General features: G+C 33.7%; 18 protein-coding genes and 1 pseudogene. 5 read left to right on the top strand and 14 right to left on the bottom strand.

Annotated elements, in window-relative coordinates; genetic code table 11:
- Positions 1 to 74 precede the first annotated feature (74 nt).
- Positions 75 to 1,439: a glucose transporter GlcP gene (gene glcP, locus JN168_RS02810; protein WP_232139459.1), complete on the top strand. Its 1,365-nt coding sequence runs from the start codon at positions 75 to 77 to the stop codon at positions 1,437 to 1,439.
- 648 nt (positions 1,440 to 2,087) lie between these two features.
- Here glcP and JN168_RS02805 read toward each other — a convergent pair.
- From JN168_RS02805 to JN168_RS02785, 5 genes are all read right to left on the bottom strand, one after another.
- Positions 2,088 to 2,420: a hypothetical protein gene (locus tag JN168_RS02805; protein WP_232139457.1), complete on the bottom strand. Its 333-nt coding sequence runs from the start codon at positions 2,418 to 2,420 to the stop codon at positions 2,088 to 2,090.
- Between the two features lie 22 nt (positions 2,421 to 2,442).
- Positions 2,443 to 3,918 carry a catalase gene (locus tag JN168_RS02800; protein ID WP_279526165.1) on the bottom strand — a complete coding sequence of 492 codons (1,476 nt, stop codon included), beginning with the start codon at positions 3,916 to 3,918 and terminating at the stop codon, positions 2,443 to 2,445.
- Between the two features lie 436 nt (positions 3,919 to 4,354).
- Complete coding sequence (locus JN168_RS02795; RefSeq protein WP_253955181.1) at positions 4,355 to 4,690, bottom strand: GNAT family N-acetyltransferase; 336 nt, start codon at positions 4,688 to 4,690, stop codon at positions 4,355 to 4,357.
- A 117-nt stretch (positions 4,691 to 4,807) separates the two neighbouring features.
- Complete coding sequence (locus tag JN168_RS02790) at positions 4,808 to 5,839, bottom strand: NAD(P)/FAD-dependent oxidoreductase (RefSeq protein ID WP_279526164.1); 1,032 nt, start codon at positions 5,837 to 5,839, stop codon at positions 4,808 to 4,810.
- A gap of 195 nt (positions 5,840 to 6,034) precedes the next feature.
- On the bottom strand, positions 6,035 to 6,448 hold the full coding sequence (locus JN168_RS02785; protein ID WP_107512738.1) for a DUF2871 domain-containing protein: 414 nt from the start codon (positions 6,446 to 6,448) through the stop codon (positions 6,035 to 6,037).
- A gap of 317 nt (positions 6,449 to 6,765) precedes the next feature.
- On the opposite strand from JN168_RS02785, the pseudogene JN168_RS02780 reads away from it, so the two are divergent.
- Positions 6,766 to 7,258, top strand: a pseudogene (locus JN168_RS02780) (transposase); the annotation flags it as partial.
- An 81-nt stretch (positions 7,259 to 7,339) separates the two neighbouring features.
- Here JN168_RS02780 and rpiB read toward each other — a convergent pair.
- From rpiB to JN168_RS02760, 4 genes are read right to left on the bottom strand one after another with little or no spacing between them, the layout of a single operon-like run.
- Positions 7,340 to 7,786, bottom strand: a complete 447-nt coding sequence (gene rpiB / locus JN168_RS02775; protein ID WP_042739303.1) for a ribose 5-phosphate isomerase B — start codon at positions 7,784 to 7,786, stop codon at positions 7,340 to 7,342.
- A gap of 25 nt (positions 7,787 to 7,811) precedes the next feature.
- A complete protein-coding gene (gene dhaL / locus JN168_RS02770) occupies positions 7,812 to 8,447 on the bottom strand; it encodes a dihydroxyacetone kinase subunit DhaL (RefSeq protein WP_042739302.1) in 636 nt (211 codons plus the stop codon).
- Positions 8,448 to 8,460: 13 nt separating this feature from the next.
- Entirely contained in the window at positions 8,461 to 9,459 is a 999-nt protein-coding gene (locus JN168_RS02765; RefSeq protein WP_279526163.1) for a dihydroxyacetone kinase subunit DhaK, read from the bottom strand.
- Between the two features lie 42 nt (positions 9,460 to 9,501).
- Positions 9,502 to 10,584, bottom strand: coding sequence for an MDR/zinc-dependent alcohol dehydrogenase-like family protein (locus tag JN168_RS02760; RefSeq protein WP_042739300.1), 1,083 nt, complete (start codon positions 10,582 to 10,584; stop codon positions 9,502 to 9,504).
- A gap of 176 nt (positions 10,585 to 10,760) precedes the next feature.
- Here JN168_RS02760 and JN168_RS02755 point away from each other — a divergent pair, with 176 nt between their 5' ends.
- Complete coding sequence (locus JN168_RS02755; protein WP_279526162.1) at positions 10,761 to 11,528, top strand: DeoR/GlpR family DNA-binding transcription regulator; 768 nt, start codon at positions 10,761 to 10,763, stop codon at positions 11,526 to 11,528.
- A 92-nt stretch (positions 11,529 to 11,620) separates the two neighbouring features.
- On the opposite strand, the gene JN168_RS02750 is transcribed toward JN168_RS02755, so the two are convergent.
- From JN168_RS02750 to JN168_RS02730, 5 genes are all read right to left on the bottom strand, one after another.
- Complete coding sequence (locus JN168_RS02750; RefSeq protein WP_279526161.1) at positions 11,621 to 13,108, bottom strand: Na+/H+ antiporter NhaC family protein; 1,488 nt, start codon at positions 13,106 to 13,108, stop codon at positions 11,621 to 11,623.
- Between the two features lie 149 nt (positions 13,109 to 13,257).
- The gene (locus JN168_RS02745; RefSeq protein ID WP_279526160.1) at positions 13,258 to 14,586 is read right to left on the bottom strand and encodes an LLM class flavin-dependent oxidoreductase; all 1,329 of its coding nucleotides are present in this window, start codon (positions 14,584 to 14,586) and stop codon (positions 13,258 to 13,260) included.
- Complete coding sequence (locus tag JN168_RS02740) at positions 14,583 to 15,599, bottom strand: MsnO8 family LLM class oxidoreductase (RefSeq protein WP_279526159.1); 1,017 nt, start codon at positions 15,597 to 15,599, stop codon at positions 14,583 to 14,585. The genes JN168_RS02745 and JN168_RS02740 overlap by 4 nt, the downstream gene beginning before the upstream one ends.
- A gap of 182 nt (positions 15,600 to 15,781) precedes the next feature.
- A complete protein-coding gene (locus tag JN168_RS02735; RefSeq protein ID WP_107512729.1) occupies positions 15,782 to 16,561 on the bottom strand; it encodes an SDR family NAD(P)-dependent oxidoreductase in 780 nt (259 codons plus the stop codon).
- Between the two features lie 670 nt (positions 16,562 to 17,231).
- On the bottom strand, positions 17,232 to 18,518 hold the full coding sequence (locus tag JN168_RS02730) for a YhgE/Pip domain-containing protein (protein ID WP_279526158.1): 1,287 nt from the start codon (positions 18,516 to 18,518) through the stop codon (positions 17,232 to 17,234).
- Positions 18,519 to 18,669: 151 nt separating this feature from the next.
- On the opposite strand from JN168_RS02730, the gene JN168_RS02725 reads away from it, so the two are divergent.
- Positions 18,670 to 19,281 (top strand): TetR/AcrR family transcriptional regulator, encoded by a 612-nt coding sequence (locus JN168_RS02725; RefSeq protein ID WP_107512727.1) that lies wholly within the window; start codon positions 18,670 to 18,672, stop codon positions 19,279 to 19,281.
- A gap of 76 nt (positions 19,282 to 19,357) precedes the next feature.
- Complete coding sequence (locus JN168_RS02720) at positions 19,358 to 20,296, top strand: magnesium transporter CorA family protein (protein WP_042739292.1); 939 nt, start codon at positions 19,358 to 19,360, stop codon at positions 20,294 to 20,296.
- Positions 20,297 to 20,349 lie beyond the last annotated feature (53 nt).

The raw sequence follows: 20,349 nt of genomic DNA, 5'->3' as shown, positions 1-20,349 counted from the left end.
TTATTCTTTAATATTTACAACCTTTTTATGAAAGCGTATACTTATCTTTGTCTAAAACAATCAGGAGGTTCTATATGGGAATTAAAGTTAATAAGAAGCTCATCTTTTTCCTAGGTGCCTTGGGAGGATTACTCTACGGTTATGACATGGGAGTAATTTCAGGTGCATTATTATTTATAAGAGATGACATACCATTAAACAGTATTACAGAAGGATTAGTTGTATCATCCATGTTGGTTGGTGCGATATTTGGATCGGGTGCCAGTGGTCCAATGTCCGATAGACTTGGACGAAGACGCGTTGTATTCATTGTTGCAATCGTCTATATCGTTGGGGCATTAATCTTAGCATTAGCACCTTCAATGCCAATACTTGTATTAGGTCGTTTAGTTATCGGATTAGCTGTCGGTGGTTCTACTGCCATCGTACCTGTATATTTATCTGAAATGGCGCCTACTGAACAACGTGGTTCACTTAGTTCATTAAACCAATTAATGATAACAATTGGTATCCTTTCTTCATATTTAATCAACTATGCATTTACACCAATTGAAGGTTGGAGATGGATGTTAGGTTTAGCGGTATTACCTTCATTGATTTTATTAATTGGTGTTGCATTTATGCCTGAAAGCCCTAGATGGTTACTTGAGCATAAAAGTGAAAAAGCTGCGCGTGACGTGATGCGATTAACGTTTAGCGAAAGCGAAATAGATAAAGAAATCGCAGATATGAAAGAAATCAATCGTATTTCTGAAAGTACATGGAATGTTTTGAAGTCACCATGGTTAAGACCAACGCTAATAATAGGTAGTATATTTGCCTTATTCCAACAAATCATTGGTATAAACGCAATCATTTATTACGCTCCTTCAATCTTTAGTAAGGCAGGACTTGGGGATGCTACTTCAATTTTAGGTACAGTTGGTATTGGGACAGTTAACGTTTTGATTACTATTATTGCAATTATGATTATTGATAAAGTTGATCGTAAACGTTTATTAGTAATTGGTAACATTGGCATGGTCGCTTCATTATTAATCATGGCAATATTGATTTGGACAATAGGTATTCATGCGTCAGCTTGGATTATCATCCTATGTTTAACATTATTTATTATTTTCTTTGGTTTCACTTGGGGTCCAGTATTATGGGTTATGCTTCCTGAGTTGTTCCCTATGCGTGCACGTGGTGCTGCGACAGGTATTGCAGCATTGGTATTGTCAATCGGAAGTTTATTAGTGGCTCAACTCTTCCCAATTTTGACTGAAGTATTATCTGTTGAACAAGTCTTCTTAATCTTTGCAATTATTGGTATTGGGGCATTAATCTTTGTTGTTAAATATCTGCCTGAAACAAGAGGCCGTAGTTTAGAAGAAATTGAAGCTGATTTACGTTCAAGAACAAGTGCAACAAATGCACAAATTGAGGAAAATAAATAACATGCTCTGCACATTAAATATTTTATTATGAGCTCTATTGGCAAACTGCTTTGAAAGAAAAAATGTTAGTTTTAGACTGTTAATAGAAAGGTCACTCAAGTAACCTTGTCAATATTTCATAGTATTGTATATAAAATAAGACTGGGAGATAAATACCCAGCATTAAGCCCATCAAAGATTTTAAATCTTTGATGGGCTTATTATTTATATCAATACTAAGTATTGTCATTGTTTGCTTACCTAGAGGATTGGGGCGAAACTCGATCTCTACAATCACCCTATTCCCTCAAGTGTCTCGCAAACAATACGCAGTTCTTATATGTTATTACTACAAAAAATAAGAATTTAATAATGAATTAATTGAATCAGAAATTATCCTAGAGTTAAAACAAGAAATCCATAACGAGTTAAGTGATGAAGATTTAAATAAAATCACAGATCATTTATCATCGATTTTATTTTAGTCTGAAACGCGAATGTCCCTGACGCTTTTAGCGTTTATATCTTAACTTCGTGTAATTGACTATAGTCAATGTACTAATAATAAAATAGGGAATATGCTATGTCTATTTATAGCTTTCATCATCAAATTTTTACGTTTACTCTTTAATTATTTCTCTGTAATAAATGTGAGTTATTAAGATCTTATTATTTACTAACAATCTTTTCTTTAACATAAGTGACGAAATCTGCTAACCTCTTATCATCCATATCACTCATCTGAAATGTTCCAATACTAAATGTAATATTTAATGTTCCTTCAGTGACATCGATGGCTTGTACTTCATCATAACCAATGTTTCTATAGTAAAATTCGCCTGCCATATCGACATTCAATATCAATCTTTCATTCGTCGCAATATAAGCTGCTTCGAATACTTTAACTTCGCCATTTACTGGATAAGGCATATTCCCTAATACGGACGGTCCTTGCTTTTCAGTAGGAAATAAATCTGCTGGATTCACTTTATCTAATATCATTTTATATGCTCCTTTACTATTTTTATAAGGTCAAATCTACATCTGAGATATCAATATCCATAGTTCGTGCAACCCCTTCACCATAAGCAGGATCTGCATGATAACAATGTTTAATATGTCTATGCTTAATTGTTTCACTTACTGGTGCCATTTCATTTGCAGTATTATTAAATAATGTAGTTTGTTCCTCTTCACTTAATAGTCTAAATAATTTTCCAGGTTGTTCAAAATAATTATCATCGTCTTCTCTATGATTATATTCATAAGCTTCACCTTGTACAGCTAGTCCAGGTTTCTTGAACTGTGGTTGATCTTCTAATGCATCCTTACTATTTGGATAATAATGAGTCTTACTACCTTGATTGTCATCTAATATGCGCATTTGACCATCTCTACTAAATGGACAAAGGTTCTCAACACCAACACCTTTTGCTTGGTTCACTGGAATTTGCCAGTGATTAACACCTAATCTATAGCGTTGCGTGTCACCATATGAAAATAGTCTACCTTGTAGCATTTTATCTGGTGAAAAATCAATACCAGGCACTATATTTGTTGGCGCAAAAGCAGCTTGTTCAACATCTTGGAAATAGTTTTCAGGATTTCTATTTAATTCAAACTCACCCACTTCTATTAGTGGATATTCATCTTTATACCAAACTTTCGTTAAGTCAAATGGGTTATCTTTATGATTTTTAGCTTGTTCTTCCGTCATGACTTGAATGTACATTTTCCATTTTGGATAGTTACCATCCTCAATATTATTAAATAAGTCACGTTGTGATGAATCTCTATCTTTGGCAATCACTTGTTCCGCTTCTTCTGCAGTGAAATTTTCAATACCTTGTTGACAACGATGATGGAATTTAACCCACACGCGTTCACCTTGTGCATTGTACATAGAATATGTATGTGAACCAAATCCATGCATATTTCTATAACCTTTAGGTATGCCTCTATCTGTCATCAAAATAGTAACTTGATGCAATGCCTCCGGTAATAGTGTCCAAAAATCCCAATTCGCTTCTGGATCTTTCATGTTCGTTTTTGGATTTCGTTTAACGACATGATTTAAACTAGGAAATAACTTTGGATCTCTAAAGAAGAACACTGGTGTATTATTTCCAACTAAATCCCAGTTTCCTTCATCTGTATAGAACTTTAATGCAAAACCACGAATATCACGCTCGGCGTCCCCTGCACCTCTTTCTCCAGCTACCGTTGAAAATCTTGCAAACATTTCCGTTTGCTTACCTACTGCTGAAAAGATACTTGCAGATGTATATTGAGTAATATCATTCGTTACTGTAAATGTTCCAAAAGCACCTGACCCTTTGGCATGCATACGTCTTTCAGGAATAACCTCTCTATCAAAATGGGCCATTTGTTCTAAAAAGTAAATATCTTGCATTACTAATGGACCACGCGGACCAGCTGTCATACTATTTTCTCTATCAGACACAGGCGCTCCAAAGAGTCCCGTTAATTTATTATTCATATTTATACCTCCAACTGATTATTCAAGCCTTATATTCGATATTAAATATCTCTTTATAATAATTACTAATTTATAATTATTATAAACTATTATACATGAGTTGAGATATAAATCTATAACTATTCGATAATTATTGATAATTTATACTTATAATTGATAATTTCTTTTTATCATCATTTTCATTTCTGATCAATTATTGTCAATATTTAACCATACAAAAAACGCACAACCACGCCTATCACCCTTACAGTGATTACTAAGTTGTACGTTTATTAAACCTTAATATAATAATTTTAAATTCGAATCATTCTACTTTGGGATTCAAATAATTGTCACATTTTGTAATTAATAATCAGAACCCCTTATATTTAATCTAAGTTGTTACCTGTGAAATACAATATAGCTAATAACTATTTAAATAACCTGTAGTTATGTTTTAATACTTAATATACATACCACCAGAGCGAGGTTCAGTCGTTATAAATCCAAATTTTTCATATAATTTATCTGCTGGATAATCTGCAATCAAGCTCACATAAGAACCTTGTTCAGCTATCGATTCGATATAAGACATTATTTCTTCCATTATAGTTCTACCATGACCTTGTCCTTGATAAGCTTGTGCTACAGCGACATCGATGATTTGAAATGCTGTCCCACCATCACCAATAACTCTACCCATACCAATTAACTGCTCATTATCATATAATGTAACATTGAAAAGTGCATTAGGTAATCCTTTCTCTGCTGCCTCTAGAGATTTGCCACTCATTCCTGCTGCTAATCTTAAATCACAATACGCTTTAACTTGTGGATATTCATATCTAACTTCTATCACTTATTATCCCCCTTATATATTTATATCGTCTATATTAAATACAATAAACGATTATAAATATTTTTTCATAACTACTTGGTTTGCAGATTTAAACACTTCATTATGACTTGAAACAAAGCCTTCAGGTTTAGCTTCCGGTTCTATATAGACTTTAGCTAAATTTGCTGCATTTGCAGCATCACTAAATGCGCTTGCAATAAGGTGTGCTTTAGCATCATGATAAATAATGTCGCCGCAAGCAAATAATCCATCTATACTTGTAGATGTATTTCCAAAGCCCTTTATTCTATATTCATTAAACATATCAACTTGTGCAGATGATTGTTTAAGCAATGTATTCTCTACATCAAATCCATGACTAATAATCACTTCATCAAATGACTCTTCTATTTTCTCTTTTGTTTCAATATCTTCAAGCACTACTTTGCTTATTCTAGTTTGGGTTTCATCACCAATCAGTTGATGAATATGTGTGTTAGGCATTTTTCGCACATTGAGTTCTGCTAAAACCTTTTTCATTGCTTCATAGCCTTTAATATCTGCTTTACGATAAATAAGCGTTACACTTTTAGCATAACCACTTAAATCATTCGCCCAATCTAAAGCGGAATTACCTGCTCCTGAAATCAAGATATTCTTATCTTTAAAACGTTTCAATGATTGCACTACATAGTGAAGATTAGTTAATTTATAACGCTCAGCATCTTTAATGTCTAGTTGCTTAGGATTTATAATGCCTCCACCAATCGCAACAATAACTGATTTCCCGTCAAATATATTGCCTTTATCGGTTTCAACTTCAAAATGTTGTTCAGAGACCTTTCTGATATCTATGACACGCTCTTCTAGATTAACTTTCGGATCAAAATATAAACCTTGCTTGATTGTATCTTGTATTACTTCATAACATGGTTTAGGTGCTAAGCCACCAATATCCCAAATGATTTTTTCAGGATAAACATGCATCTTACCACCTAATTTGTCTTGAATATCAATAATTCTTACATCCATACCTCTTAACCCTGAGTAAAAACTCGCAAATAGTCCTGCAGGTCCTCCACCAATTATTATCACGTCATCCATTAAAAATTCCTCCCAATTTCTACTCCACTAATAATGCTATTATCCTATAATTGATAATGATTATCAATATCTAACTATTAGTAATTCTAAATTTTTATAATATTACTCGAATTGTAAAAAATTTTAAAAAACCTAGTCTCTATTAAAAATCTAGAAACTAGGCTAATATTTGATGATACGTAAATAAATTTGAAATTAATCGCGTGGATCCTTTACAATTGCATTCCTTAATAAGAAAAATAATAATATAAACCCTGCGGTTAATGTCGTATGGCCTATACCTGTATATCCGGCAAATGTCTCTGGAACCTTCAGTCCAATAACTTGGTATGTACCTTTCATAAACATCATTCCTATTGTCGCTAATACACCTAAATTGTATATAACGAAAAACCAATTAAATAAATAATAACTACTTAATTTAAATACTTTTTCGATAGGTAATAATACGAGATGCATAAACATTCCCAAGATTAAGGTATGCGTATGTACTACCACCAACTGTGTATCTCCTGTGAAATGATGTGCTACCGTTAGTTCCCTGTAATAGAACCCACTAAGTAAGCCTAAAATAGTATAAATTAAAAATGCATACAAAATTCTGCGCATCTTTACGCCTCCTTAAATACATTATAGGATAAGTTGTATTAAAATAAAGTGACAATTAAACAAACTTATCAAACAGTCCTACCGTAATGTTTCATATCTTTAAAACAATATAAGGCTATATTCAATTTCATTGTACATTGTCTTAGCGTACTTGAGAATAATCCTATGTATAACAACTTCTAACATTTTATAAAAGTTAACCAGATTATGTACTATCGCAAGAAAATAAGTCATCATATGTATAAATATTACAACATGTCTCAATTAACTCTACCAATAGAAACTGAAATAATTATACTTGAAAATGATATCGGACAAATTGGAAAAATGATGAATTTAAATATCCTAATTGTAAGAAATTTGAATTTAATAGATACGCTTATCGTAATGATAGATATGGTTTTAAAAGAGATTTCAAATTATATGAATGTGATATTATTCAGGATGTCCACTACGTAACCAATGTATGAAACATCATTCGAAATCTAATAAAACAATTTTGAGGAATTATAATTGGGAATATTTCAAATCTAAAGTATATCAACAGCTTTCAGCACCAGAAACACAAACATCTACAGTCAACGAAAACTTGATGTAGAACCTGTTTTTGGATTCTTGAAGGCTATTTTAGAGTTCACTCGCATGTCACTACGCGGAGTAACAAATGCAAAACGTAAACATGGATTTGCATTAATGGCTTTCACTATAAGAAAAATAACAGAACTAAGTGCTAATCAATTTGATAATAATAGAAAAATCGATAATTTTTACATTTTCACAGTAAAAATTATCGATTTTATTTTAGTCTAAAAGAGTAATATTTTAGATACATAAACATTTCAATAAAGATTTAATTATGTCTAGTAGGAACCTTGTTTCATTTTATTTCGGTTACGTATTTTCATGTGCCTCAATCTCATCAATCTTATCGACTTTACGCTGAGAACCACCTTCCCAACTTACATTCAAATACGCCTCGACATTTTTCTTTGCAACTTCAATACCAATAATTTGTGCACCCATTGTTAGAATTTGTGCATTATTGCTTAACTGTGCACGTTCAGCAGAATAGTAATCATGTGCCAAAGCTGCACGTATACCATTTAATTTATTAGCAGTAATTGCAACACCAATACCAGTACCACAAATTAAAATACCTCGTTCATTATTACCTTGTTGAATACTCTTACCCACTTCTAATGCCACATCTGGATAATCCGTTTCGGCACAATGATGACAACCAAAATCTTCAACTTCATGGCCTAATTGTTCTACGTGTGATTTTACCGCTTCCTTTAAATCATATCCATTATGGTCTGCTCCAATTGCTATTTTCATTGTTTATTCCTCCTTGTATCAATTTTCAGGCAACAAATGGCTTAAACGTTTCTAGCATAAGATAAGCAGACATTGCTCCTGGATCAATATGTCCTTGCGAACGATAACCTAAACGCTTTGATCTACCTTTATTGGAAATAATATCTTTGGTACTTTCCATACCTTGCTTGGCAGCTATCAATCCTTTATCAAATCCAACTTCAAATGACTCACCCTTACTTTTGGATTGTTCTAACGAGTCAAAAAATGGTTCTAATGTATCAATCATCGTCTTGTCTCCGATTTCAGCCTTCCCTCTGGCCTTAATCCCTTTGCTAAACGCAATCCAAAAATCATATAATGCAGCATCATCTAAATTGTCTTTGTTTTTTACTGCTACTGCCCCCTTTAAATATCCAGAAGCATAGAGTGGACCAACTGATGAACCAACTGCATCTAAGAACGTCTTGCCTACTGCAACACTAATTTTGGCTATATCATTTTGACTTTGCAGTTCATTATTAATTTCTTGTTTGACTGCTTGATATCCAATATTCATAGTGACACCATGATCACCATCACCGATTTTTCTATCGAGTTCACATAGTGTATCTTTCTCATTCTCAAATAGTTCAGTAAGCTTTATAATATATTGCTTAAATGCCTGACCAGAAACTGTCATGAATTCTACCCCCTTACACTTCTTTAAAATTTGGACAATCAACAGGATGTGAAATACAGCGTTTTAACGTTTCATCAACTTTCATTAATGTAACTGAAAATCCACCCATCTCCATCGATGTAATAAAATTACCTATATAAGTTTTATACGTTTTAATATTTCGTTCATTTAAAATTGCAGCTACCTCTTTATTGATAATATATAATTCCATCTGAGATGTAGCACCTAAACCATTGACCAATACAACAACTTCGTCATTTTGTTGGTATAGTCCTTCTTTTAAGATATTTTGCATAATCACTTGTACGGTTTCCTGTGCCGTTCTTATTGTTGTTTTTTCAATACCAGGTTCTCCATGATGACCTAATCCAATTTCCATTTCATTCTCTTCTAAATCGAAACTAGGTTTGCCCGTTTGAGGCAAATAGCATGGATTTAACCCGATACCCATAGACCTTGTATTATCATTTGCTAATTGTGCAATACGTTTCACTTCATCTAAATCATAGCCGAAATCAGCCGCAGCACCCGCAGCTTTATACACCAATAATTCTCCAGCAATTCCTCTACGATCATCGATATCTTTAGACGATGCTACATCATCATTGCCAATCACAACTGCAGTCTCAATGTCATCTTCAATTTCAGTCATTTCGCTTGCCATTTCAAAGTTCATCAAATCGCCAGCATAATTACCATAAATATATAAAACACCATGACCATCATCTATCTCTTTTGTCACTGCCTGTATTGGTATCGGTGAAGGTGATGCAAATATGTTTCCTACAGCTACTCCATCTGCCATTCCTGCACCAACATACCCTAAGAATCCTGGTTCGTGACCTGAACCTCCACCAATCAATATACTTACTTGACGATCGGGGTTACGTTTTTTACCAATAAGTGCACGTTGATGTAACTCAGTACGACGAATATAGTCTGGATATGCAATAACATAACCATCCACTAATTCATCAATTACATCATCTGGATTATTAATCATCTTTTTCATATGCTTACGCTCCTTTTTACTTGGGGTAATGATTATTTATATTTAAGGTACAAGAACTACTTTTAAGGATTTGTCACCTTTTTTCATTAATTCAAATCCTTCTTCAAATGATGCTAATGGCAATTGATGCGTCACTACACCCTCAGTTGGAAAATCACCTTTTTGAATACCATCAATAACAAGCGGATAACAATATGGACCCAAATGACTGCCCATTAAATCTAATTCTTTACGATCAGAAATAATACTCCAATCAACTGTTACTGGTTCACCGAATACTGAAAATTCTACAAAACGTCCTAACTTTCTAATAGCACTTAACCCTTGTTCAACTGATTTAGGATGGCCAGTTGCTTCAATATAAGTATCGCAACCATATCCCTCTGTCATCTCTTTTATTTCTTTAACCACATCGACTTCTGCTGGATTCATAACGATATCAGCACCGAATTGTTTGGCTAACTCTAAACGATCTTCTTTCATATCTAATACAACTAATGTTTCTGCGCCTGCCTTTTTAGCAGCACCAACCATACCAAGACCAAGCGTGCCAGCTCCAGATAAGACAACGAAATCTCCAAGTTTGATGTTAGCGCGTTGAACCGCGTGTAAGCTACATGCATAAGGTTCAATGAGTATTGCCTTTTCAATTGGTAAATCTTCAGGGACTTTATAGTTAATGGCTTCTTTAGTAAATTTCATATATTCAGCCATGCCACCGTTAACATTATTTTGGAAGCCATATAAGTCATGCTTTTCACACATCCAATATTCTCCACGATTACAGAATCTGCATTCCCAACAAGGTACAATTTGTTCTGAAATAACACGATCACCTATTTCAAAATCAGTGACCTCATCACCTTTAGCAACAATACGTGCGATAAATTCATGCCCCGGTATCATTGGCGCCTTAATATATGACGGTTGTGTTTCATCTCCCCAAAAACTAGGCGCACCCCCATATGCTTTAATATCTCCTGCACAAATACCACATGCTTCAACTTTAACTACAATTTCTTTTGCATTTTCAATAACGGGTGTATCTACTGTTTCATATTTATAATCTCCAGGTGCATATGCTACAATTGCTTTCATTTTGTCTGGGTAATTTTTATTAGCCATAATTAACAACTCCCTATAATTTTTAGAAAACGCTTTCATTTACAATTGCTATTTTAATATATATTTTCGTTTTATACAAATATTTTTTCATTTCTTTTCGTTTTGAGTTGTTTCTATTGGATTCAATAAAATATGTGTTAAAATATATTATGATTCTAAAGAGGATGTGAGCGAGTTTGAAAATGTACGCAGATGAAAGACGAGAGCATATATATAGCTATATCAAGTCACATAAACGCGCTACCGTAAGACAACTTTCTGATTATTTAAGCGTGACCGAAGCGACCGTTCGAAGTGATTTGAGAAGATTAGAAAGTGAAAATAAATTAACGCGTACCCATGGTGGTGCAAAGGTAACCGAAAATATTTCATCAAAATTAAACTTTTCTTATCGATTAACCCAAAAGCATACTGAAAAGTACAAAATAAGTAAACATGCACTTAAAAAAATCAAGCCACAACAATGTATTATGATTGATGCGAGTTCTACCACTTATGAATTAGCAAAATTATTAGCAGATACAACAATGGAGCTTACCATCATTACCAATGGTTTAGAAAATGCAGTGTTATTAAAGGAGAATCCGCATCTAACAGTCCTTGTAGTAGGTGGTTTTGTCTCTGAAGACTCAAATGCAATCACAGGCAACATAGATTCACAAATACTAGAAATGTATCACATTGATTATTTCTTTTTATCTGCAAATGGCCTAACATTACAAAATGGATTAACCGATTTTTCATTACCAGAAGTGCAATTAAAGAAACAAATGGTACAAGAAAGTGAAAATGTTATTGCACTTATCGATAGCAGCAAATTTGATGTTTCTTCAACATTATCATTTGCTAAAGCAACGGAAATAAATGAAGTGATTACAGATCAATTACCTGATCATAAATGGACTCAAAATATGCCATTCACATTAACGGTTGCAGATAACTAAAAAAGGAACAATGACATTAACAAAGTGACTACTCCCATTGAATGAGAACACTTGTTAATCATTGTTCCTTTTAATTTTTATTTATAAGCTGGCTAACTTCCGCCACTCCAACCTACTAATGTAAAGAAATAAAGTAATACTGCCCCTACAATAATCCATATGACAAATAGTGGCACCATAAACTTCAACCATGAAGCAAAGTTACCTTTTGCAATTGCAATAGCTCCTACAGTGGCACCCAATGTAGGTGTGACAAGGTTGCCTAATCCCCCTCCAAATGACAGTGCGGTTAATAACATCTGATCATTTACACCTAACGTATGTGTGACGGGTTGTAAAATAGGAATCATAACACTCATTAAACCTGATCCTGATGGCACTAAAAAGTTAAACACGGTTGCCACTAAGAATACAAGTACTGAAACGATGCCAGGAGAAGAGCCATCGAGTTGTGTCGTCAAACCATGAACAATAGTACTTAGAATTTGACCTTTTTCTAATATGACACTGATTGTATTAGCCATTATAATAGCGAAGGCTACTACCAACATAGGCTTGGCACCTTCTATAAATCCATCAACCATTTGACTTGGTGACTTTCCCTTTATTAAGTAAGCAATCACAAAACTCACTCCAAATACTGTAATAAAGACACCATTACCATAGTGCTCGGACCATTTTAACAAACCGTTACCTAATGCTAAGATAATAGGCGTCAAAATAATCAATGCTACTACTAGATAATCTCTAACACCTGCAGTAACTTGTTGTTTAATATGTTGTTCTGTATTGTCATGTTGTTGAAACTGCCATTCAGTTGTAGTCATCAAACTGTTATCAGCATTTTTGATGACACGTTTTGCATACCAAATAACATAGACTAAGGTTACAGCTAAAAACACCACATACATTATAGTTCTACCACCATATCCTGAATAAAGCGGAACATGTGGATATACGATTTGACCTATTTTGGCCATACCAGATGGTGATACTGAAAATGCCATATATAAGGGTAAAAATGTTATTGCTAATGCGGTAATCGGATCAAGTTTCAAACGATTAACCAATATAACACCCAATGTTACAAAGACAATCATTTGGTCACCACCGACAAAAAAGCCAATAAATGCCATTAAAGAAAATAGTCCAATCACCAAAGGCAATGGTCCCGCATGTTCAAAGCGCTGTATAAAATAATTTGTCACTGTCTTGACGGAATCTAATTGCAAAATGCCTCCCATTGCTCCACCAATAAATAATAATAAGGTCACCGTTTGTGCAGACTGTATACCTCCATTTAATATAAGGGTAACTGCATAAAAAGGGTTAATCCCATGCTGATGAATCGCGTGATAAGTACCTTGAATGATTGTTCCATCAGCATGTTTATCAAACGTTCCAGCAGGAATGACATATGTCAAAAAACAAGCAAACATCATCATCAAGAACATCATAAATAATACGTGTGGTAATTGTATGTTTTTCTTAATCTTTGTCTTTACTTCAGTATTCGAATCTATATCACGTCGATCATGTCGTGTTAATGATTCATATGATGCTGCATTATATTTAGACATATATTTCAACACTCCTTCAATAACATTTTATAACAATTCCTTTGTCCATTAATAAACCATTTCTAAACTATGTTCTAGTTATGCGCACTAAAATACATAGTGCTACTTATCGTTATATCAATCTCAGTTTTATAACTGAGATTATAAATTTAATGCCCTATCGTTTGCTTTGAATATTTATTTTCTTTATAAGGCACACCAATATTTTCTCGTAAAGTCTTGCCTTTATAACCTTGGTGGTAATATCCTTGTCGTTCTAACCGTGGCAAAATTTCATTGATAAAATCATCATATATCGGACCGTAAATGTGCGGACCAAAAATGAAACCATCGGCAGCACCACCTTCAAACCACTCTATAAGTAGGCGTGTTACTTCATCATATGTGCCTGTAAATGGCGAGCGTTTTGCTGTTTCTTCTAATGCAACTTCTCTTAGTGTCAGATTATTGGCTTTTGCTCTGGCAGCAATAGCCTCTGTTGTTGCACGAAAACTATTCTGCCCCACATCACCTAATTCTGGGAAAGGTGCATCTAAGTCATATTGGGTAAAGTCATGATGGTCATAATATCTACCTAGATAATCTAAGGCATCTTCGATTGTGGCTAATTGTTTAATTTCAGAAAATCGTTGCTCTACCTCTTCGTGAGTCTTACCGATAACTGGGGATAATATTGGGTAAATTTTAACTGTTTCTTTGTCTCTACCGAATGATTCTGCTTGTTGTTTGATTGCATCATAATTGTATTTCGCTTGTGTAAAGGATTCACCTAATGTAAACACTGCATCAGCATATTTTGCAGCATATGCTTGACCTTTTGGCGAGGCACCTGCTTGAAATATTACAGGCTGACCTTGTTCAGAACGACCAGCATTTAGCGGCCCTTTAACTTGAAAGTACTTTCCTTTATAGTCAAGTGTATGCATCTTACGCTTATCTAAATATTCATGATGCTCAGCATCAAATTTAAATGCATCATCTTCATACGAATCCCATAATCCTTGTACGACTTGTATATGTTCTTCAGCAATGTCGTAACGGACATCATGTTCAGGATGCTCACCTTTAGAATAATTTGATGCGCTTCCTTCCAATGGAGAGGTCACGATGTTCCAGCCAGCACGTCCATGACTAATACGATCGATAGTTGCCAATTGTCTTGCCACTGTATAAGGCTCACTATAAGAAGTCGAAATGGTACCTACCAAACCAATACGTGAGGTAATCGGTGCTAAAGCAGCTAGCAAAGTTAATGGTTCATGGCGATCTAAAAAATGTGGTATAGATTTTTCATGTATATATAAACCGTCTGCCACAAATAAAAAGCTAAATCCCGCGTCTTCTGCTTTACGGGCAATTTTTAATTGAAAATCAAAATTAGTACTAGCATCACTAGGTACTTCTGGTGATTTCCATGCATGCATATGACTGCCAGGTCCATTCAACATAATTCCAAAATCAATACTTTGTCGTGTCATATTATCCCTTCTTTCTCTAATTGTTCACTATTAACAGGCGCAAGTTGTATTACTGTTTGCTTTCTTAATTGAGCATCATGAACCGGCATATGTAACATGAACTCATCGATATCACCATCAACATTCAGCTTTGCAATTGCATCCTTAATTTGATGGGCTTCCCCAGTAAAGACATCAATACGCTTTTCTTCAATTTCAAATTTCTCAGTGGATTGTTGGCGAAATAGATCAACCTGTGATTGATTATTAACCGTTATCTTTCGACCATCTTCAAAATGTAATGCATAGTTCGTACGACCCGCTTCAACTTTTTCTAGTTGTTCTAAATTCTCCGCTACAACTGCTGCAACGGCTACAATCATTCTACCTTCAGGATAAATAGCTTTATAGCTTTGGACAGCTTCCTTTAAAGCTTTATCATTCGAATTAATAAAGTAAGCATAAATAAATCCTACACGTTCTTTAGCCGCTAATTCTGCTGAGTTTATACTTGTACCAAGTAAAAACACCTCTGGTTTAGTTACTTCTTCATTTCTTATAGCAGTTGTGAGCTGTGCAAATTCTGAACCTTGTGGGAAACTTTGCTGATTAAATTGATTTAAAAGATGAAATTTTTCTTCGAAAGAGGATGCATTCTCATTTAAGTCTGCTTGCAAAGCCTTTGTTGCAAGTGGAAATCCACCAGGCGCTTTACCTATACCTAAATCAACACGTCCTGGCGCAAGGTTACTAATAAAATGAAATTGTTCAATCACTTTAAATGGGCTGTAATGTTGTAACATGACGCCACCTGAGCCAACACGAATTGTTGTTGTTTGATTCAAAATGTGTGTCACAAGTATTTCTGGACTCGTACCAGCAACTTCCGGCATATTGTGATGTTCTGCTACGAAATACCGTTTATATTTTAATTGGTCTGCTAGTTGCGCTAATTTAACGCTACGTTCTATAGCTGCTCTAACTGTCTGACCATCGTCTAAAGGACTTTGATCCAAAATGCTAATATCAGTCACTTGATGACCTCCTTACAAGAATATTCTGAAAATGATTTAACCATATATTATGCCTCTCTCAACAGTTTGTCAACTATTCTTATCGTTTTAGTCAGAATTAATTTTAAAAAATAAACTAGGAACATAATGTTGTCTTGTCTTTAACGTTCCTAGCTCTATTTTAATGATTACTAACATTTTATTTATAAAGCAGTATAGCCTCCATCAATCGTTAGTACACTGCCAGTCACAAATGATGACGCATCTGATGCTAAGTATACAGCTGCACCTTGCAATTCTTCTGGCACACCTGGTCTACCTAATGGTGTGAACTTCATCCATGTATCAATCATATCTCCACCTTGGGCAAAGTAATCTTTAGTTAATTCCGTTTTCATATACCCTGGTGCTATTGTATTAACGCGTATGCCATGTTGAGCCCATTCACTTGCTAGACTTTTAGTAAACATAATAACAGCCCCTTTTGAAGTGTTATATGCCGCTTGTGGTTGTGGTGTATTTACAATAATACCTGACATTGAGGATGTATTGATTATCGATCCTTTTTGTTGTTTGATCATCACTTTTCCTACTGCTTGTGATACTAATACCATACTATTAATATTAACATCCATATTTTTCACCCAACGCTCATAGGGCATATCTTCGAATTTAACATGCTCATTAATTCCAGCATTATTAAATAAGATATCAATATGTCCAAAGTGATTTACAACATCCTGGACCATCTTATCAACATCTTCTACATTTGTGACATCGACTTTACAGGCCATTGCTTCATTACCTGTATTATTTTCAAATTCTGCAGCAGTTTGTTGCGCTAATTCGTAATTAATATCTGCAATTACAACATTTGCCCCTGCTTCTGCTATACCTTGTCCCATTGCCTTACCTAATCCTGTAGCTCCACCAGTAATAATGGCAACACGATCTTTCAATTCAAACTGATTCCAAATACTCATCGTGACCCCTCCATTTTAAGTTGATTCAGTCACAGTTTAAATTATGTCTTATGGCTATACAATGAAAACGCTTTTTCAAATAATATCAACAATACTTACCTTTATCAAAGCCTAAATTATGCTTAATGCCATTTCTAACTTCGCATATGGTTAAGATTCTCTTCTTAAAAGTTAATTGCATCTTAATATTTAAGTCTCCATTTATTTCATCACCATTTTTATTACTTTTACAAAAAAGGTGATTTCCTATTCCAATAGCAATTGTCCTTTGGAGTGCTTAATAGCTGCTATTTTCCATAAGCACTTTGATGTAATTTCATAGTACTTTAAGCAGTATTTTGCCGAGACTCCTGAGGGAACAGGACGAGCTGAAGACTACAGGCTGAAGCTGAGCCCTAGGAAAGCGAGCCAACAATATAAAATACTATATATATATCAAATACTCAGCAAATGAAATCACTTTATTATATTAATATAAAGTAATAGTACTTTAAGCAGTATTTTGGCGAGACTCCTGAGGGAACAGGACAAGCTGAAGACTACAGGCTGAAGCTGTCCCCTAGGAAAGCGAGCCAACAATATAAAATACTATATAAAAAAAGCACTCAGATAAATCTGAGCACTTCTTTTTTTGAAGTATATGTCCTAGATTTTTTAAATGATTAATATTTTACGAAGGAACTTCAGTTCGTTTGTCACTATGTTTTCTAATCATTGTTGCAGTTAATATTGAGACAATACCAAATATCATAAAGCCGATAAACATCCACATTGTTGAATTCATTTCCAATGACTGGTTCATATATAACAATTCTCTTAAATAATTAGCATAATGTGTAAATGGATTCCAACTTACAATATAATCTTGATAGAACTGTGGTAAGAATTGTTTCGGCAATGTCACTAATTGCATACTAAAGAACATTAATAAGAAGAAAATTGGTATTGCTTTCATTCCTAACCATGACATCGTTCCTAAGATCAATCCTATAAATGCAATAATAGCAATTGAAACATATATAGCAATTTTATTTATATCATCAAAGTTAAAGTCCTGCACTTCGGACATGAAATAAATATAACCGAAACCACCAATAAATGCAGTAACTACTGCTACAGCCATTTGAACAAGTGATGCAATCAAACGTTGACTTAATTTGATATTATTACTTGTTCTAAAAGCATAGAATAACAATACAGAGCTGACTAATGCACTCATCCATACTGGCATAAACATCAAGAACGGACCATTACCATTCGCTTGATGAGATTTAACTTTATTTATTGTTTCTTTATCGATTGATACTGGATTCGTTACATCTTTAATATCTTTAGCAGATACTTTAACATCTTGTTTATTTAAAATTTCTAAACTTTGTTGTGAAATCTGACTATTAACATTTTCTCCAACTTTACTTAATACGTTATTCGCAATTTGTACAGCTTGCATACTAGCTCCACCGTTAACGATTGTTTTGATATTAGCTTGCTTTACGTCAGTTGTTGATCCTGATTTATTAGCCATTTGCTTTTTCATTTGTTGTAATTGTGCAGGTGGTATTTCACCACTAGCTGCTTTCTCTTTTATTTCTGCTTGTTTACTGTCACTTATTAATTTTTGGGTTTTAGATAATGCATTTTTTGAAAAGTCTTGTTCAATTACTGCCACACCAAAATATTTTTGCTCTTTCAAACCTTTACGCGCTTCTTTTTCACTGTCAACGCTTACCCATTTAATCTTATCTGAATCACTATCTGTTAATTTATCTTCCAAATTTTTACCCACATTCACTTTTTGACCTTGCATATTATTACCTTCATCATGATTTACAATTGCTATTGGTAAAGATTTAGGTGACGGATTATATGCAGGATAAAAAGCTGTCGCTAGTATGATCAATAATACAATGATTGCAATCGGTGCAATCCATAATAGTTTATTTTTAAATATATTCATTTGTTTTACCTCCTTAAATATACAATGTGTTGTTTAATTAATACTTTGTTTATTATAATGACCTTAACTAGAGAAACAATATGCAATATACATCGCATCGTCCATTTCTCAACAATGTGTTTAAAATTGTCTATTTACTTGGAGGTTTTTTATGGAAAATGATAGACGCGTTAGAAAAACAAAAGCAGCAATAAAGTCTGCATTTATTCAATTACTCACCGAAAAGGAATTAGAGAAAATTACTATCCAAGACATCACACAACGTGCAGATATTAATAGAGGTACCTTTTATTTACATTATGAAGATAAGTATTTACTGCTTTCGAGTTTAGAAGATGAATATACGTTCGATTTAACGAATGAAGTAAAACTTGATCAGTATATCAACAACAATTTACCACCTGAAGTTTTCGCTAAGGTGTTTACCGAACAAATTTTACTCAAAGTAGTCAATTATATTTATAACCATATTGAATTTTATAAAGCAATATTCAACCTCGATAGAAAAAGCCAACTCGAAGAAAAAATAGCAAATATCATGTATGGCAATATGCAAAAATTTTCTTCTATAGATAATAAAATTGCTGACGTTCCAATAGATTACTTTTTCAGCTACACATCAGGTGCAATGTTTGCATTTATAAAGCACTGGGTTAAAGATGATAACCGCATGCCACCTACTGAATTAGTCAATCACCTTTTCAAAATCATATTTAATGGTCCTTTAAGACTGATGGCTAAAGAGCAGAAAATTGTAGAATAACAATATTTAACTTGTAATCTATTTATTTGTCCGATAATATTAAAAAGTATTTTATTAGAAAGGATATACTAGGATTATGATTACAGCATATAAACACGCAGAAACTAGAGAGATAATCGAAACTTCATTAGACCATAATGCATCTTGGATCAATGTTGTCGATCCTTCAAGGGATGAAATAGAAAATTTAATGCAATTATATAATATACCTGAAGATTTTTTACGAGATCCTTTAGATTTAGAAGAGAGCGCTCGTGTAGAATATGATGATGAATCTAGATATTCACTAATCATTATCGATATCCCAATAGTCAATGACACAAACTTAAAAGTATTGTCATTTATTACCATTCCATTGGGTATCATTATTGGTAATAAGAAGATAATGACTGTATGCAATGTCGAAAATGAATTCCTTGAAAACTTCAAACGACATAACATAAATCTTAACTTTCATAGTCGCTTTGCACTTAATATATTATTAACCATTGCCAATCACTATAACAGAAATTTAAGACTATTAAATAAAACACGTTTACGTATCGAACGTGAACTTAAAAACAATGTAACAAATAAACAACTTTATAATTTAATGGAAGTTGAGAAAAGTTTAGTCTATTTCTTAGCAGCATTAAAAGGAAATGATGGCATTATTAAAAAGCTCTTCCGTCTACCTGCAATTAAGCGTTTTGATGAAGATGAAGAGTTAATAGAAGATTTAGTAATTGAAAATAATCAAGCCATTGAAACTACAGAATTATACACAGACATCTTAGAAAGTATTACCACATCATATGCATCACTACTTTCTAATGAAATGAACAACACGATGAAGACACTTACGTTATTTACGGTCTTTTTAACTTTGCCAACGCTCGTCTTTAGTTTCTTTGGTATGAATGTGCCCTTACCTCTCAATGAACATAGCTATGTCTCATGGCTTATCATTATTGGTATTTCTCTTATATTTGTATCTTGTGTTGGTGCCTTCTTATGGAGAAAGCAAAAGCTGTAACGTGTCGACAATGATTAACGCTACAGTTTAATTGTTACATTACGCTAATTTTT

The sequence above is a fragment of the Staphylococcus gallinarum genome (assembly GCF_029774255.1).
Classification (GTDB): Bacteria; Bacillota; Bacilli; order Staphylococcales; family Staphylococcaceae; genus Staphylococcus; species Staphylococcus gallinarum.
The sequence above is the reverse complement of the archived record's forward strand: the minus strand, read 5'-3'. Positions and strand labels throughout refer to the sequence as shown.

Bases quoted from the DNA above. Each gene is read 5' to 3' on its own strand.
- JN168_RS02750 (WP_279526161.1), bottom strand. From the start codon at position 13,108: ATGTCTAAATATAATGCAGCATCATATGAATCATTAACACGACATGAT.
- JN168_RS02720 (WP_042739292.1), top strand. From the start codon at position 19,358: ATGATTACAGCATATAAACACGCAGAAACTAGAGAGATAATCGAAACT.
- dhaL (WP_042739302.1), bottom strand. From the start codon at position 8,447: ATGACAGTTTCTGGTCAGGCATTTAAGCAATATATTATAAAGCTTACT.
- JN168_RS02745 (WP_279526160.1), bottom strand. From the start codon at position 14,586: ATGACACGACAAAGTATTGATTTTGGAATTATGTTGAATGGACCTGGC.
- rpiB (WP_042739303.1), bottom strand. From the start codon at position 7,786: ATGAAAATAGCAATTGGAGCAGACCATAATGGATATGATTTAAAGGAA.
- JN168_RS02725 (WP_107512727.1), top strand. From the start codon at position 18,670: ATGGAAAATGATAGACGCGTTAGAAAAACAAAAGCAGCAATAAAGTCT.
- JN168_RS02765 (WP_279526163.1), bottom strand. From the start codon at position 9,459: ATGAAAAAGATGATTAATAATCCAGATGATGTAATTGATGAATTAGTG.
- JN168_RS02790 (WP_279526164.1), bottom strand. From the start codon at position 5,839: ATGGATGACGTGATAATAATTGGTGGAGGACCTGCAGGACTATTTGCG.
- JN168_RS02760 (WP_042739300.1), bottom strand. From the start codon at position 10,584: ATGGCTAATAAAAATTACCCAGACAAAATGAAAGCAATTGTAGCATAT.
- JN168_RS02735 (WP_107512729.1), bottom strand. From the start codon at position 16,561: ATGAGTATTTGGAATCAGTTTGAATTGAAAGATCGTGTTGCCATTATT.
- JN168_RS02795 (WP_253955181.1), bottom strand. From the start codon at position 4,690: ATGAGTGGCAAATCTCTAGAGGCAGCAGAGAAAGGATTACCTAATGCA.
- JN168_RS02800 (WP_279526165.1), bottom strand. From the start codon at position 3,918: ATGAATAATAAATTAACGGGACTCTTTGGAGCGCCTGTGTCTGATAGA.
- JN168_RS02730 (WP_279526158.1), bottom strand. From the start codon at position 18,518: ATGAATATATTTAAAAATAAACTATTATGGATTGCACCGATTGCAATC.
- JN168_RS02785 (WP_107512738.1), bottom strand. From the start codon at position 6,448: ATGCGCAGAATTTTGTATGCATTTTTAATTTATACTATTTTAGGCTTA.
- glcP (WP_232139459.1), top strand. From the start codon at position 75: ATGGGAATTAAAGTTAATAAGAAGCTCATCTTTTTCCTAGGTGCCTTG.
- JN168_RS02805 (WP_232139457.1), bottom strand. From the start codon at position 2,420: ATGATATTAGATAAAGTGAATCCAGCAGATTTATTTCCTACTGAAAAG.